Source organism: Amycolatopsis nigrescens CSC17Ta-90 (assembly GCF_000384315.1).
GTDB lineage: Bacteria > Actinomycetota > Actinomycetes > Mycobacteriales > Pseudonocardiaceae > Amycolatopsis > Amycolatopsis nigrescens.
Genome location: NZ_ARVW01000001.1, coordinates 3860703 through 3874986 on the forward strand (window position 1 = coordinate 3860703; position 14284 = coordinate 3874986).

Sequence of the window (14284 nt, forward strand, 5' to 3'; positions counted from 1 at the left end):
TGCGGGGCGTGGTGGCGATAGGCTGGAGCGGGGCCGCCCCCCGGGATGGGTGGGGGTTGTGCGGGTGCGGGAATAGAAGTCCGAGAATTGTTCGGGAATGGTGAAATCGGGCGATGGCTAAGTGGTGGGGGCCACGGCGCGCCCGTTTTGTTAACCCGTAGCCAGCGGGGTGTCACCCTGAGCAAACCGGCAGGTCACGGGCAGGACACAGGGGCCTCTCGGCTGAGTAGCTCTGCTCACAATGGCCGGCTTGTTCACCTTCCGTTCATCTGCTGCCGACCACCTGTCCATTGTGGCTCCCTAGTGTCCGGAGCCGACGCGGCAAGCTGCCCGCGACTCACCCGAACGGCTTCATAGCTGGAGGAATCAGAAGTGAAGATCATGCGGTCGATGGGCGCCGTCGGCATCGTGGCGAGCGCCGCCCTCGTGCTCACCGCCTGTGGCTCCGACCCCGCGGCCAACAACAGCGGAAACCAGAGCTCCAACGCCGCTCCCGCGCCCTCCGGCACGGCGAATGTCGAGTGCGGGGGCAAGAACCCGCTGTCCGCCGAGGGATCCTCCGCGCAGAAGACCGCGATCGACATTTTCGTGCAGCAGTACCGGGCGAAGTGCTCCGGCCAGCAGGTCAACTACAACCCGAGCGGCTCCGGCGCCGGCGTCAAGCAGTTCAACGCCAACCAGGTCGACTTCGCCGGCTCCGACTCCGCGCTCAAGGTCGGCGAAGAGGCCAACGCCGCCAAGGCGCGCTGCGCCGGCTCGGAAGCCTGGAACCTGCCGCTGGTGGTCGGCCCGGTCGCGGTCGCCTACAAGCTCGACGGGGTCGACAAGCTCACCCTGAACGCCGAGGTCACCGCCAAGATCTTCAACGGCACCATCAAGACATGGGACGACCCGGCGATCAAGGCGGTCAAGGGCAACGAGACGCTGACCCTGCCGGCCAAGCCGATCCAGGTCATCTCGCGCTCCGACGAGTCGGGCACCACGGACAACTTCCAGAAGTACCTGAAGGCCGCCTCGAAGGGTGCCTGGACCCAGGGCGACGGCAAGCAGTTCAAGGGCGGTGTCGGTAACGGCGCGGAGAAGTCCAACGGCGTGGTCGAAGCGGCCAAGGCCGGCGACGGCACCATCACCTACGTCGAGTCCTCCTTCGCCAAGGACGGCATCAAGCCCGCCCTGCTGGACAGCGGTTCCGGCGGCGTCGAGCTGACCCCGGAGAACGTGGCCAAGTCCCTGGACGCCGCCAAGTTCAAGAAGGAAGGCACCAACGACCTGGCGCTGGACCTCGACGCGATCTACTCCAGCGACACCGCCGGCGCGTACCCGCTGCTGCTGGTCACCTACGAGATCGTCTGCTCCAAGTACGACAACCCCGAGGTGGCCAAGGCGGTCAAGGCCTTCCTCGGTGTTGCCGCCACCGACGGGCAGAAGCCGCTGTCCGACAAGGGTTACGTGCCGATCCCGCAGAGCCTGCAGGACAAGGTGCTGACTTCGGTCAAGGCGATCGCCTGACCGGTCGAGAAGTCTTTCCTGACAGATAGAGACAGGCTGGACTGAAAAGTCTATGAGCGAGCCCATCTCGGCGCGGACGCCCACCGGGGACACCGGTGGGCGTTCGTCGTCGGCTAATCCTCTTACGGAGGACCCGATTTCGGAGCAATCAGCCGCGCCGGCGCCGGAAAACGGCGGCCCCGGACCGATCGCGGGAGACAAAGCCAAGAAGGTGCGTCCCGGGGACCGCATCTTCGCCAACCTCACCACCGGCGCCGGCATCTTCGTGGTGGTGCTCATCGGGTTGATCGGTATCTTCCTGCTGATCCAGGCGATTCCGGCGCTGCAGGCCGACCAGGTCAACTTCCTGTGGTCCCGGGAGTGGGCCACCGGCGATCCGAACAACCTGCGGTTCGGCATTCTCGACCTGCTTCAGGTGACCATCGCGACCTCACTGGTGGCGCTGGTGATCGCGATGCCGGTGTCACTGGGGATCGCGCTGTTCCTCACCCAGTACGCGCCGGCCAGGCTGGCCAGGCCGTTCGCCTACGTCATCGACCTGCTGGCCGCGGTGCCGTCGATCATCTTCGGGCTCTGGGGCATCATCGTGCTCGCCCCGGTCATCGAGCCGGTGTCGAGCTGGATCAACGAGACCTTCGCCTGGATCCCGATCTTCGCGCCAGGTAACGTCGCGCCGAACCTGCGCGGCACCATCTTCACCGCCGGCGTGGTGCTCGCGGTGATGCTGCTGCCGATCATCACCTCGCTCACCAGAGAGGTGTTCGAGCGCACGCCGACCCCGCACATCGAGGGCGCGCTGGCGCTCGGTGCCACCAGGTGGGAGGTCATCCGCACCACGGTGCTGCCGTTCGGCAAGGCGGGTTACATCGGCGCCTCGATGCTCGGCCTCGGTCGTGCGCTCGGTGAGACCATCGCGCTGTCGGTGATCCTGCTCATCCCGAGCGGGGCGTTCAACTGGAGCATCTTCGACGGTGGCGCCACCTTCGCTTCGAAGATCGCCTCCAACTACAGCGAGTTCAACAGTGCGACCTCGGCGGGCGCCTACATCGCGGCCGGCCTGGTGCTGTTCCTGCTCACCTTCCTGGTGAACTTCGCGGCCAGGTCGATCATCGGCGACAAGAAGGGGGACTGAGATCATGACGAAGACCCTCTCCGAGCCCGCCACCACCCCCGCCTTCCAGCAGGTCAGCCTGGCCCGCAAGTCGAAGAACGGGGTCGCGACCGCACTGGTCTGGCTGGCCTTCCTGATCGCGGTGGTGCCGCTGGTCTGGGTGCTCTACACCGTGGTGGCGAACGGGATCAAGCGGATTCCGTTCACCAACTGGTGGAGCGAGGACTTCGGATCGGTGCTCTCCGACGAGGTCGGCGGTGGCGTGCTGCACGCCATCATCGGCACCTTGTTGCAGGGTCTGGTCTGCGCTGTCATCGCGGTGCCGCTTGGCATCCTGGTGGCGATCTACCTCGTCGAGTACGGCCGTGGCACCAGGCTCGCCAAGGCGACCACGTTCATGGTGGACATCCTTTCCGGTGTGCCCTCGATCGTCGCCGCACTGTTCATCTACGCGCTCTGGATAACCACCTTCGGTATGCCGCGCAGCGCTTTCGCGGTGTCGCTCGCCTTGGTGTTGTTGATGATTCCGGTAGTGGTCCGGTCCTCCGAAGAAATGTTGCGAATCGTGCCGGACGATTTGCGCGAGGCTTCCTATGCGCTGGGCGTGCCGAAATGGAAGACCATCGTCAAGATCGTGCTGCCGACCGCGCTCTCCGGCATCATCAGCGGTGTCATGATGGCGCTGGCGAGGGTGATGGGCGAGACCGCGCCGTTGCTGGTGCTCGTCGGTTACTCGCCCTACAACAACTACGACATCTTCCAAGGTGAAATGGCGTCGCTGCCGTTGCTGATGAACAACGAGCGCGTCACCAACTCGATGGCGCCCGGTAGCGTCGGATTCGAGCGGATCTGGGGTGCGGCGCTGACCCTGGTGCTCATCATCGCCCTGATCAACCTCCTCGCCACGGTGATCGCCCGACTGGTCGCCCCGAAGAAGAAGTGAGTTATGGCAAAGCGAATCGACGTCAAGGACGTGGACATCTACTACGGCAAGTTCCACGCCGTGGACAGCGTCACGCTGTCGGTGCCGCCGCGTAACGTCACCGCGTTCATCGGACCGTCCGGCTGTGGCAAGTCCACCGTGCTGCGCACGCTGAACCGGATGCACGAGGTGATCCCGGGTGCGCGCGTGGACGGCGAGGTGCTGCTCGACGGCGAGGACATCTATGCGTCCACTGTGGACCCGGTGCAGGTGCGGCGGACCATCGGCATGGTGTTCCAGCGGCCAAACCCGTTCCCAACCATGTCCATCCGCGACAACGTGGTGGCCGGGCTGAAACTGGCCGGCACCAAGAACAAGAAGCAGCTGGACGAGATCGCCGAGCGCGCGCTGCGGGGCGCGAACCTGTGGAACGAGGTCAAGGACCGGCTCGGCAAGCCGGGCGGCGGGCTCTCCGGCGGTCAGCAGCAGCGGCTCTGCATCGCGCGGGCGATCGCGGTGCGGCCGGACGTGCTGCTGATGGACGAGCCCTGCTCGGCGTTGGACCCGATCTCCACCCTGGCCATCGAGGACCTGATCGGTGAGCTGAAGAAGGACTACACGATCGTCATCGTCACGCACAACATGCAGCAGGCGGCGCGCGTGTCCGACCAGACGGCCTTCTTCAACCTGCACGGCGTCGGCCAGCCGGGCCGGCTGGTGGAGCTCAACGACACCGAGAAGATCTTCTCCAACCCGGACGAAAAGGCCACCGAGGACTACATCTCCGGCCGCTTCGGCTAACCCTCGCGCTACCGGCCATGCAGCGAAGGCCACCTTGCCTGCGTTCAATGCAGGCAAGGTGGCCTTCACTGCGTCCGGGGAAAGCAGGGGTGGGGTGGGGCATATTCGGGGGACGGGCGGGGTGGGTGAGCAGTACGGTCGTGCCGGAAAACTGGGCTGGGAAGGGGGCGTGCGTGGTTTCGGTGTTCATGGACCCGGCAGGGGACAGGTCACTGCCGCGGCCCGGCCTGATGGCGTTGGCAGGGCGCACCCTCGGTGGCATTCCGCCGACCTTCCAGGTGCTCATCGGTATCTTCAGCGTCCAGGTCGGCGCGGCACTGGCGAAGCAGCTCTTCTCGGTTACCGGCGCCGCCGGCACGGTGACCCTGCGGCTGTTCTTCGCCGCCGTGGTGTTGCTGCTGGTCTGGCGGCCCTCGTTGAAGATCAGCCGCCGCGCGCTGCCCGTGGTGCTCAGCTACGGCCTGGTGCTCGGCGTGATGAACCTCTGCTTCTACCAGGCCATCGCGCGGATCCCGCTGGGCATCGCGGTGACCATCGAGTTCCTCGGCCCGCTGACCGTCGCGCTGGCCGGTTCCCGCCGCTGGCTGGACGCGCTGTGGGCGCTGCTCGCCGCGGGCGGGGTGGTGCTGCTCACCGAGTCCCGTGGCGAGCTGTCCATGGCGGGCATGCTGTTCGCGCTGGCCGCCGGGATCTGCTGGGGCTCCTACATCCTGCTCGGTGCCGCGCTGGGCAACCGGACCACCGAGGGCAACGGCCTGGCGCTCGGCATGGCGGTGGCCGCGCTGGTCGCGATGCCGGTGGGCGCCGTGGAGACCGGCACCGGGCTGCTCGCGCCGTGGGTGCTGATGATCGGGCTGGCGGTGGCCCTGCTGTCCTCGGTGATCCCGTACTCGCTGGAGCTCGAGGCGTTGCGCCGCATCCCGCCCCGGGTGTTCGGGGTGCTGATGAGCCTGGAGCCGGCGGTCGGCGCGCTCGCCGGGCTGATCGTGCTCGGCGAGATGCTGCACACCACGCAATGGCTGGCCGTCGGCCTGGTCGTCGCCGCCTCGGTCGGCGCCACCCGCACCGCCACCACACGCAAATAGCCGGCTTTTTGCCCCTTGGGATAAGGGCGAAAAGCCGGCTATTTGCCGTGGAGGGTCAGAGGGTGTCTTCGGGGGAGCCGTAGCCGGGCATCTTGCCGGTGACCACGAAGACCATCCGGCGGGCGACCGAGACGGCGTGGTCGGCGTAGCGCTCGTAGAACCGGCCGAGCAGGGTCACGTCCACCGCCGCCGCCACCCCGTGCGGCCAGTCGCGGTCCATGATCACCGTGAACAGGTGCTTGTGGATGTCGTCCACCTGGTCGTCGTCGGCCTCCAGGGTGCGGGCCGCGGCCACGTCCTTGGTCTTGATGACCTGCTCCACCTGCCTGGCCAGTTTCACCGCGACCGAGCCCATCTCCGCGAAGTAGGGCTGCACGTTCTCCGGCAGCACCGGCTCCGGGTGCCGGCGGCGGGCCGCCTTGGCCACGTGCAGCGCCAGGTCGCCCATCCGCTCCAGGCTCTCCGCCGCGTGGATCGCGGCCAGCACGGTCCGCAGGTCCGTGGCCACCGGCGCCTGCAGCGCCAGCAACGCGTACGCCTGCTCTTCGCAGTCGGCGCGGGCGTCGTCCACCTTGGCGTCGTTGCTGATCACCTGTTCGGCAAGGCCGAGGTCGACCTCCAGCAGTGCCTTGGTCGCCTGTTCCATGGCGTCGGCGACCTGCACCGACATGGCGGCCAGGTTCCCGGCCAGTTGTTCGAGTTCGACGTGATAAGCCTCGCGCATGGCGGACATTTTACGGGCCTGGGCCTGCGATCACCGCATCGCAGGGTGAACCGGACATGAACCCGGCCTAACGAATGGCTTCGCGCGGCTATTCGGAGGGCTTGGTCGGCTGCGCGGCGCCACCGGCGGAGCCGTCCGCGGCGGGCAGCTTCTCGTCGGGCAGCGGGGTGTTCTCGATCAGCGAGCGGAACACCGAGTTCGCCTTGTCCAGCATGAGCACCTCGTTGCCGCGCGAGTTCGCGTTGCCGGTGGTCGGCACGGTGAGGAAGGTGATCCGGCCGGAGTCCATGCCCTGCATCGACTGCGCCAGCGTGAGCAACTGGTCCACGCCGATGTTGTCGCCGAAGGTCGCGTTGGCGAAGGCGGTGACGAACGCGGTCAGCTTGCCGGGGTCCAGGATCACGTCCCTGGACATGGCCTTGCGCAGCAGCGAGCCGATGAACTCCTGCTGGCGCTTGATCCGGCCGTAGTCCGAGGTCGGGTCGCCCTTCACGTGCCGCGCGCGGACGTAGTTCAGCGCCTGGTCGCCGGTCAGCACCAGGTCGCCGGCCTGCGGGAAGATCTTGCCGAGGGTGGTGTCGTCGATCGGCTTGTCTAGGTGCACCGGCACCCCGCCGGCCGCATCGACCATTCCCTTGAAACCGTTGAAGTCCACTCCGACGAAGTGATTCAGCCGCATCCCGGTCATCTGCTGCGCCAGCTTGATCACGCAGGCCGGGCCGCCCTCCATGTAGACCGAGTTCAGCTTGGTGGTGCGCAGTGCCTCCACCTTCTGGTCGGTGTACTTGCCGGCTCCGTGGTCGAAGCGCTGGCACTCCGGCCTGGAGACTTCGAGGTCGCGCGGGAAGGACACGGCGACCACCCGTGACCGGTCCGCCGGGATGTGCGCGATCATCATCGTGTCCGCGCGCGCACCGGGCACCCCGTCCGCGCTGCCGACCCCTTCTTCGGCTTCCGCGCCGGCACGGGTGTCCGAGCCGATGATCAGGAAGTTCTCGTCCCCGCGCTGGCCCGCCGCGTTCTGGATGTCCTGCGAGTTCTCGTCCAGCGCGGCGATCTGGTTGAACTTGCTGTTGAACCAGGTCTTGGTGCCCCAGGCGACGCCGGTGGCCAGGAAGACCACCGCGGCCAGCACGATGGCGGTGATCCGGCCGGTCTTCAGCGAGCGGAGGTTGCGGCGTTCCTTCTTCTCCTGCAGCCGGGTCTGCGCGGCCTTCTCGGGTTCGTCCTTCTCCGGTGCGTCGGCCGCCGCCATCGCCGGCGCGTCGGCGGGCCGCTTGGCCGGTCCGGTGAGCTTGGTCGCCTGGTCCGAGCCGGGCAGCACCACCCGCTGCAGCTTGGTCCTGGTCTGCTCCAGCAGCTGCGCCGGCCGGGCGGTCAGCCGTTCCCGCCGCTGCTTGCGCTTGGCCTCTTCGGCGGCGATCTCGTCGTGCGCGGCACCGAACCTGGCCAGCGAGTCGTCGATCTTGCGCCGGTACTTGGTGCTGTCGTCGATCGGCTCCATCTGGTCGGTCATCACCAGCCGGTCGGCGTCGGTGCGGACCGGTGGCTGCGCCGGTGGCCGGCGGGGCGGCCGCGGAGGACGCTGCGGCGCCTGCTGCCCGTTGGCCAGCGGCTGCGACTTCTGGGGCGGCTGCGGCTTGTTCGGCAGCGGCTGCGAAGGCTGTGGTTTCTTCGGCAGTGGCTGTGACGGCTGCGGTTTCTTCGGCAGTGGCTGTGACGGCTGCGGTTTCTTCGGCAGGGGTTGCGACGGCTGCCCCTTCGGCAGCGGCTTCGCGGGCGGCGGTTGCGGCGGCGCCGGCCGTTCCACCGGAGGCGCCGCGGCGGCTTCCGTCGCGATCGGCGGCGCCGGACGCGGTGCGCTGCGGGGCACCACCGGCGGTGCGGGACGGGGGGCCGGACGGCGTGGGGCTCGGCGGGGCGGTTGCTGGCCGGCGGGAGCGGACGGCGCGGCCGGCCGCCGCGGAACGGGCGGTTCTTCACGGCGCGGGGCGGCCGGAGGGGCCGCGCGCCGGGGGCCCGGTGCCGGTGGCGGCGGTACCGCTGGGGCCGCCGGCCTGCGCTCGGCCGGTTCCCTGGCCTCGTGCTCCGCCGGCTTGGGCAGCGGCCGCTGGCCGGTGTGCTTGGCGACTACATCGGAGACGCTGATTCCGCCGTAGGTGTCCATCGACCTGCGGCGCCTGCCGCCGGAACCGGGAGTCTCCTTGCCGGAGAAACCCCGTCCGCCCGGCCTGCCCTGCCTGCCACGTGGCAATGGCTCGCCACCTCGGGGACCGGGGCCGGTCGTGTAGTCGTCGGGCACCCAGTCTCCTTTCCACAATGCTTCAGCGGGCGATACCGGCTCTTGCCGTCTTACCCAGACGCCGACACTGCCTGTCTGGTTGCCAGTTTCGAACCGTCGCCTGTCGTGGAGACATCGCCGGAACGTCGGGCATCGTTATCGTACGGATACCGACCTTTCCTGACGACACCCTCCCGTGAACTTTTTTACGCACAGTGGGCCGGGTGAGGTTGCCTGCCACGTTTGGTCTCGTGAGCGAGTCGGCGATGCGGGGGAATTCTCCCGGTTTGATTACGTACGGTGCTTAATTACCCGGACTCGGTCCCGTTGCCAATAACTCACGGTATTGCGCCCGGCGTCCTTGGCCGCGTACAGGAGGTCGTCCGCCCGGCGCAGCTGCCGGTGCCCGGCGGCCGGCGACGGTTCGTGAGCGACGCCGATGCTGACCGTAACCGACAGCCCGGGGCAGACCTCCGCCCAGGTGTGCCCGGCCACCCTGGCCCTTGCCCGTTCGGCGATCATCAGCGCGGAACCCGCGGTGGTGCCCGGTAGTACGAGCACGAACTCTTCTCCCCCGTAGCGGGCGCAGAACCCGCCGGCGGGCAGGTCGTCCTGCAGCAACGTGGCCACCCGGCACAGCACCCGGTCGCCGGCCAGGTGTCCGAAGGTGTCGTTGATCCGCTTGAAGCGGTCCAGGTCGACCATCGCCAGCGCCAGCGCGCACGCCGGGCCGCGGACCAGGTCGAGCAGCCGCCGGTCCAGGAAGCGGCGGTTGTAGGCGCCGGTGAGCGCGTCGCGGCGGCCCTGTTCGCGGGCGAGGTCCAGGGCGTGCCGCAGCTGCTCGTACGCCTGCCGCCAGTCCCCGCTGGCGGCGAACCGGCAGGCCAGCGACTCGTGCGGGTCGAGCAGGTCTTTTTCCCCGTCCGGCACCGCGAAGTCCGCCGCCTTGGTCACCCAGTTCAAGTCGTCCGGTTCGGGCACGGGCTTGAGGCATGGCGGCAGTCGGCGGCGGAATATCGCTCAACCGGACGAGTGACAGTCCGGACGCCCGGTATGACATCTTCGACACTATCGCTCTTGACAATCATTTCCACTTAAGTCAGCCTTTCGGGGCACCGGACAGACATGGGGGTACCGAAAGATGCCATTCGCCTTGACCCGCCGGGGATTCCTCGGCCTTGCCGGTACCGCCGGTGCGGTACTGCTGACCGGCTGCGGGGCCGGTGACGCGGGCTCGGCCGCGGAGCAGCCACGGCGGGGCGGGCGGTTCCGCGCACTGTTCGCCGGGGGCGGGGTCAAGGAGACGATGGACCCGCACCTGCAGAACATCTACGTGGACCAGGCGCGGCACAAGGCGGTCTTCGACAAGCTCACCGAACTCGGCCCCGATCTCGCCGCGGTGCCGAGGCTGGCCACCCACTGGGAGTCCAATGTGGACGCCACGGTCTGGCGGTTCGGCTTGCGGGAGGCGCTCTTCCACGACGGCAGGCCGCTGACCAGCGAGGACGTCCTGGCCAGCCTGGCAAGGATCCTGGACCCGGCGGCCACCGGCCGGTTCGCCGCGACCGCGCTGGCCGAGGTGGACCTCGGCCGTTCGCGCGCTATCGATCCGCGCACGGTGGAGGTGGTGTTGCGCACGCCGAACGCCGAGCTGCCGGGGCTGCTCGGCGGCAGCGGCACCGCGGTGCTGCCCGCCAACTACGACCCGGCGAAGCCGGTGGGCACCGGGCCGTTCCGGTTCCGGTCCTTCGAGGCGGGCCGTTCGATGGTCGCCACCCGGTTCGACGAGCACTGGGAGGGCGCGCCCTACGTCGACGAGCTGCACATCCTGTCCGCCGAGGCCGACGCGCGGGGCAACGCGGTGCGCAGCGGCCAGGCCGAATACGCGCACGAGATGACCGCGACCTTCGCCCGCACCGCGGAGGCGGGCGGCACCGTGCGGATCGTCGCAACCCCGGGCAGCACCACGCACGCCATCGTGCTCAAGACCGACCGGCCGCCCTTCGACAACCCGGACGTCAGCATGGCCTTCAAACTGCTTGCCGACCGGAAGCGCCTGGTGGACGTGGTCTTCGCCGGGCGCGGGCTGCTCGGCAACGATCTGTTCGGCAAGGGCTACCAGTACTACCCGGCGGATCTGCCCCAGCGCGAGCGCGACGTGGACGAAGCCCGTTCGCTGCTGCGGGGAGCCGGGGTGCTCAACCAGCCGCTGTCCATCTACACCTCCACCGCGTCCACCGGTTTCGTGGAGGCGGCCACCCTGTTCGCCGAGCAGGCCGGTGAAGCCGGGCTGAAGGTGGAGGTCACGCACGGCACGAGCGAGACCTACTACAAGGACCAGCTCGTCACCGGCCTGATCGGCAGCCACCGCTCCGGCGCCATGCCGATCCCCAGCTACCTGCGTGACCGGCTGCTGTCCAACTCGCCCTTCAACGCCACCGGCTGGCGGCGTCCGGAGTTCGACGCCGCCTTCGCCCGTGCACAGTCCACTTCGGACCCAGCGGAACGGGCCGCGCTGTACGGGCAGCTTCAGCACACCGTGCACGAGCAGGGCGGACTGCTCGCCTGGGGCCATCCGGACTGGCTGAACGCGGTCAGCGCGAACGCCCGCGGTGTCGGGCCGGCGCTGCCGAACACGGTGGACTGGGCCCGCTTCGACAGGGTGTGGCTGGCCTGAACGTGCGCGGTTACGCCGCGGGGAGGCTCGGTCTCGGACTGGTCCAGCTCACCCTGCTCACCATCGGAGTCTTCCTGCTGACCGAGCTGCTGCCCGGGGACGCGGCGGACGTCAGCGCGAACGAGAACGCCACACCCGAACAGGTGGCGGCGCTGCGGCACGAGCTCGGCCTGGACCGTCCGGCCTGGGAGCGGTTCTTCGACTGGCTCGGTGGTCTGGTCACCGGCGACCTCGGCAACTCGTTGTCCGGGCGCGGCCCGGTCACCGCGATCGTCGCGGACTCGGCCGGCGCCACCCTGGTGCTCGCCGGGGTCACGCTGCTGCTGGTGGTGCCGCTGGCGGTGCTGCTCGGGGTGCTGGCCGGCACTCGTGAGGGCGGCCGGCTGGACCGGGTGATCTCCTCGGTCACCCTCGGCCTGCACGCGGTGCCGGACTTCGTGCTGGCGCTGCTGCTGGTCACCGTGCTGGCGCTGAAGTTCGGCTGGTTCCCGGCGACCTGGGTCGGCGGCGACCTGCTCACCGAGCCCGCGCTGCTGGTGCTGCCGGTGCTGGTGCTGCTCACCAGGACCCTGTGCACGCTGACCAGGCAGGTCCGCGCCGGCACCGTGCGCACCCTGCGCGCCGAGTACGTGCTGCAGGCGTCGAGGCTCGGTGTGCCGCGACGGAACCTGTTGCTGCGGCACGTTTTCCCCAACGCCGCGGTGCCCGGCATCCAAGAGCTGGCCAGGGTCGGCGACAACCTGCTCGGCGGAATCCTCGTGGTGGAGGCGATCTTCGCGATCCCCGGGGTGGCCACCGCGCTGGTGGCCGCGGTGACGGCAAGGGACCTGCCGGTGGTGCAGGGGCTGACCCTGGTGCTGGCGGTCGCCGCGGTGGCCTTCAACCTGGCCGCCGACCTGCTGTGCGACCGGCTGGTCCCGCGGACGGAGACGCTGCGATGACGGGACGGCTGCTGCTGTTCGCGGTGCCGGTGCTGGTCGCGGTGTTCGGCCCGCTGTTCGCCGGCGCGGTGACCAGGCCGCCGGGCGCGCCCTACCTGCTCGGCGGCGGCTATCCGCTCGGCACCGACGGTCTCGGTCGGGACGTGCTCGGCCTGCTGCTGCTCGGCGGGCGCAGCGCGTTGGGCATCGCGCTGGGCGCGGTGCTGCTCGCCTACCTGGCCGGCGGGCTGGTCGGGCTGCTCGCCGCGTCCACCCGGCGGCGCTGGCTGGACGAGCTGCTGATCCGGCCGCTGGAGGTGCTGCTGCCGCTGCCCTCGCTGCTGGTGCTCAGCGTGCTCGCGGTGGGCTGGCGCGGGGAGCCGGTGGCGATCGCGGTCGGGGTCGCGGTGGTGAACGTGCCCGCCGTGGCGCGGCTGGTGCGGGCCGCCGCGCTGGACGCGGCCAGCGGGCCGGTGGCCGAGGCGATGCGGGTGCAGGGCGAGTCGGCGACCCGCATCCAGTTCGGCTACATCCTGCGCACCGCGCTCGCGCCGGTCGCGGCCGACGTCGGTACCAGGGTCACGCTGGCGGTGTTCCTGGTCGGCTCGGCGAACTTCCTCGGCCTCGGGCTCGACCCGACCGCGCCGGACTGGTCGGTCACCATCGCCCGCGGCGGCGAGGGCCTGCTGTTGCAGCCGTGGGCGACGCTCGCCCCGGCGGCCATGTTGGTCATGTTCACCCTCGGTCTGAACCTGCTGGCCGACCGGCTGCTGACCCCGGAGGTGGCCAGGTGAGTACGGAGTCCCCGGTGCTGCGGGTCCGCGGATTGTCCGCGACGGCGGGTTCGGCGGTGTTGCTGGACGACGTCAGCTTCGAAGCCGAAGCGGGGCGGGTCACCGTGCTGGCCGGGCCCTCCGGCAGCGGCAAGACCTCCGCCGCGCTGGCCCTGCTGGGTGCGTCCGGCCACGGCGTCCGGTTGCGCGGCCAGGTCGAGGTGGCCGGTACCGCGGTGGTGGACGAGAACGGGGTGACCGCCGACGCCGAGCGGGTGCGCGGCGCGGTGGTCGCCTACCTGCCGCAACATCCCGGCAGCGCGCTCAACCCGGCCCGCCGGATCGGCAGCACGCTCACCGAGCTCGCCCGGCTGCACGGCCACGGCGAGCCCGAACCGGTGGTCGCCGAGGCATTGCGGGCCGCGCAACTGCCGGATGGCCGGGAGCTGCGCCGCCGTTTCCCGCACCAGTTCTCCGGCGGGCAGCGGCAGCGGGTGGCGCTGGCACAGACCATGGCTTGTCGTCCGCGAGTCCTGGTGCTCGACGAGCCGAGCACCGGGCTCGACCCGGCGACCGCCGCGAAGCTGGCCGCCGAGCTCACCGAACTGGCCGGTGCCGGGTTGGCCGTGCTGCTGCTCAGCCACGATCAGGCGCTGGTGCGCGCGCTCGCCGACCGGGTGGTGCTGCTGCGCGACGGCCGGGTGGTGCGGTCCGGGCCGCCCGCCGAGGTGCTGCCCGCGCTGGAGCCGTACCGGATCGCCCCCTTGGTGTCCGAAGTGGACACTCCGCTGCTGGAGGTGCGGTCGTTGTCGGCCACGTTGCGGCGCGGCGGGCGGGCGCCGGTGCTGCACGACGTGCACCTGACCGTGCCGAAGGCGGGCTGCGTCGGGGTGGCCGGGCCCTCCGGCAGCGGCAAGACCACGCTGGCGCGCTGCGTCGCCGGGCTGCACGAGCGCTATCGCGGCCGGATCCTGCTCGACGGCGAGCCGCTGCCGGTGCTGCGCCGCCGCGACCCGGTGCGGAAACGGCGGGTGCAGTACGTCTGGCAGGAAGTGCGCGGCTCCTTCGACGAGCGGCGGACGGTGCTCGACCAGGTCGCGCGCACCGCGGTCCGGCTCGGCGGCAGCACGCCGGCCGACGCGCGTGCGCAGGCCGTCGCGACGCTGGAGCGGCTCGGTGTCGGCGAAGGGGTTTCGGCGCGGCGACCGGCTTCGCTGTCCGGCGGCGAACTGCAGCGCGCGGCGCTGGCCCGCGCCGTGCTGGCCGGTCCGGACCTGCTGATCTGCGACGAGATCACCACCTCGCTGGACCGCGCGGCCACCGAGTCGGTGCTCGCGCTGCTGGCCGGCCTGCACGCCGAACGCGGGCTGGCGCTGCTCTGGGTCAGCCACGACGCCGGACTGCTCGGTGCCGTGGCGCAACACGTGGTCGAACTGGTGGACGGGCGGGTGGCCGACCGTCCGCAGCCGGTGCACAGATAG

Annotated in this window: 12 protein-coding genes; 9 read left to right on the forward strand and 3 right to left on the reverse strand. The window is 69.9% G+C overall.

All coding sequences use genetic code 11. The features are described from left to right. Nucleotides 1-372: 372 nt before the first annotated feature. From pstS to AMYNI_RS0118205, 5 genes are all read left to right on the forward strand, one after another. Complete coding sequence (gene pstS / locus AMYNI_RS0118185) at nucleotides 373-1509, forward strand: phosphate ABC transporter substrate-binding protein PstS (protein WP_020669461.1); 1137 nt, start codon at nucleotides 373-375, stop codon at nucleotides 1507-1509. Between the two features lie 211 nt (nucleotides 1510-1720). Then, nucleotides 1721-2641: a phosphate ABC transporter permease subunit PstC gene (pstC, locus tag AMYNI_RS0118190; protein ID WP_020669462.1), complete on the forward strand. Its 921-nt coding sequence runs from the start codon at nucleotides 1721-1723 to the stop codon at nucleotides 2639-2641. Nucleotides 2642-2645: 4 nt separating this feature from the next. After that, nucleotides 2646-3563 carry a phosphate ABC transporter permease PstA gene (pstA, locus tag AMYNI_RS0118195; protein ID WP_020669463.1) on the forward strand — a complete coding sequence of 306 codons (918 nt, stop codon included), beginning with the start codon at nucleotides 2646-2648 and terminating at the stop codon, nucleotides 3561-3563. Between the two features lie 3 nt (nucleotides 3564-3566). Beyond that, entirely contained in the window at nucleotides 3567-4343 is a 777-nt protein-coding gene (gene pstB / locus AMYNI_RS0118200) for a phosphate ABC transporter ATP-binding protein PstB (protein ID WP_020669464.1), read from the forward strand. A gap of 173 nt (nucleotides 4344-4516) precedes the next feature. Beyond that, a complete protein-coding gene (locus AMYNI_RS0118205; protein ID WP_020669465.1) occupies nucleotides 4517-5428 on the forward strand; it encodes an EamA family transporter in 912 nt (303 codons plus the stop codon). A gap of 55 nt (nucleotides 5429-5483) precedes the next feature. On the opposite strand, the gene phoU is transcribed toward AMYNI_RS0118205, so the two are convergent. The 3 genes from phoU to AMYNI_RS0118220 form a co-directional block, all read right to left on the reverse strand. Beyond that, nucleotides 5484-6152, reverse strand: a complete 669-nt coding sequence (phoU, locus tag AMYNI_RS0118210) for a phosphate signaling complex protein PhoU (RefSeq protein WP_026360606.1) — start codon at nucleotides 6150-6152, stop codon at nucleotides 5484-5486. 88 nt (nucleotides 6153-6240) lie between these two features. Then, on the reverse strand, nucleotides 6241-7962 hold the full coding sequence (locus AMYNI_RS50150) for an LCP family protein (RefSeq protein ID WP_020669467.1): 1722 nt from the start codon (nucleotides 7960-7962) through the stop codon (nucleotides 6241-6243). A gap of 762 nt (nucleotides 7963-8724) precedes the next feature. Further along, nucleotides 8725-9414: a GGDEF domain-containing protein gene (locus tag AMYNI_RS0118220; protein ID WP_020669468.1), complete on the reverse strand. Its 690-nt coding sequence runs from the start codon at nucleotides 9412-9414 to the stop codon at nucleotides 8725-8727. Nucleotides 9415-9574: 160 nt separating this feature from the next. Between AMYNI_RS0118220 and AMYNI_RS0118225 the strand changes: the two genes are divergently transcribed. From AMYNI_RS0118225 to AMYNI_RS44790, 4 genes are read left to right on the forward strand one after another with little or no spacing between them, the layout of a single operon-like run. Beyond that, nucleotides 9575-11110 (forward strand): ABC transporter substrate-binding protein, encoded by a 1536-nt coding sequence (locus AMYNI_RS0118225; RefSeq protein ID WP_026360607.1) that lies wholly within the window; start codon nucleotides 9575-9577, stop codon nucleotides 11108-11110. Continuing rightward, complete coding sequence (locus AMYNI_RS0118230; RefSeq protein WP_020669470.1) at nucleotides 11098-12051, forward strand: ABC transporter permease; 954 nt, start codon at nucleotides 11098-11100, stop codon at nucleotides 12049-12051. Before AMYNI_RS0118225 ends, AMYNI_RS0118230 begins: the two co-directional genes overlap by 13 nt. Then, on the forward strand, nucleotides 12048-12824 hold the full coding sequence (locus AMYNI_RS0118235) for an ABC transporter permease subunit (protein WP_020669471.1): 777 nt from the start codon (nucleotides 12048-12050) through the stop codon (nucleotides 12822-12824). Before AMYNI_RS0118230 ends, AMYNI_RS0118235 begins: the two co-directional genes overlap by 4 nt. Next, the gene (locus AMYNI_RS44790; protein ID WP_157357395.1) at nucleotides 12821-14284 is read left to right on the forward strand and encodes an ABC transporter ATP-binding protein; all 1464 of its coding nucleotides are present in this window, start codon (nucleotides 12821-12823) and stop codon (nucleotides 14282-14284) included. Before AMYNI_RS0118235 ends, AMYNI_RS44790 begins: the two co-directional genes overlap by 4 nt.

Coding starts and splice junctions, on each gene's coding strand:
- pstB (WP_020669464.1), top strand. CDS start 3,567: ATGGCAAAGCGAATCGACGTCAAGGACGTGGACATCTACTACGGCAAG.
- phoU (WP_026360606.1), bottom strand. CDS start 6,152: ATGCGCGAGGCTTATCACGTCGAACTCGAACAACTGGCCGGGAACCTG.
- AMYNI_RS0118235 (WP_020669471.1), top strand. CDS start 12,048: ATGACGGGACGGCTGCTGCTGTTCGCGGTGCCGGTGCTGGTCGCGGTG.
- AMYNI_RS0118225 (WP_026360607.1), top strand. CDS start 9,575: ATGCCATTCGCCTTGACCCGCCGGGGATTCCTCGGCCTTGCCGGTACC.
- pstA (WP_020669463.1), top strand. CDS start 2,646: ATGACGAAGACCCTCTCCGAGCCCGCCACCACCCCCGCCTTCCAGCAG.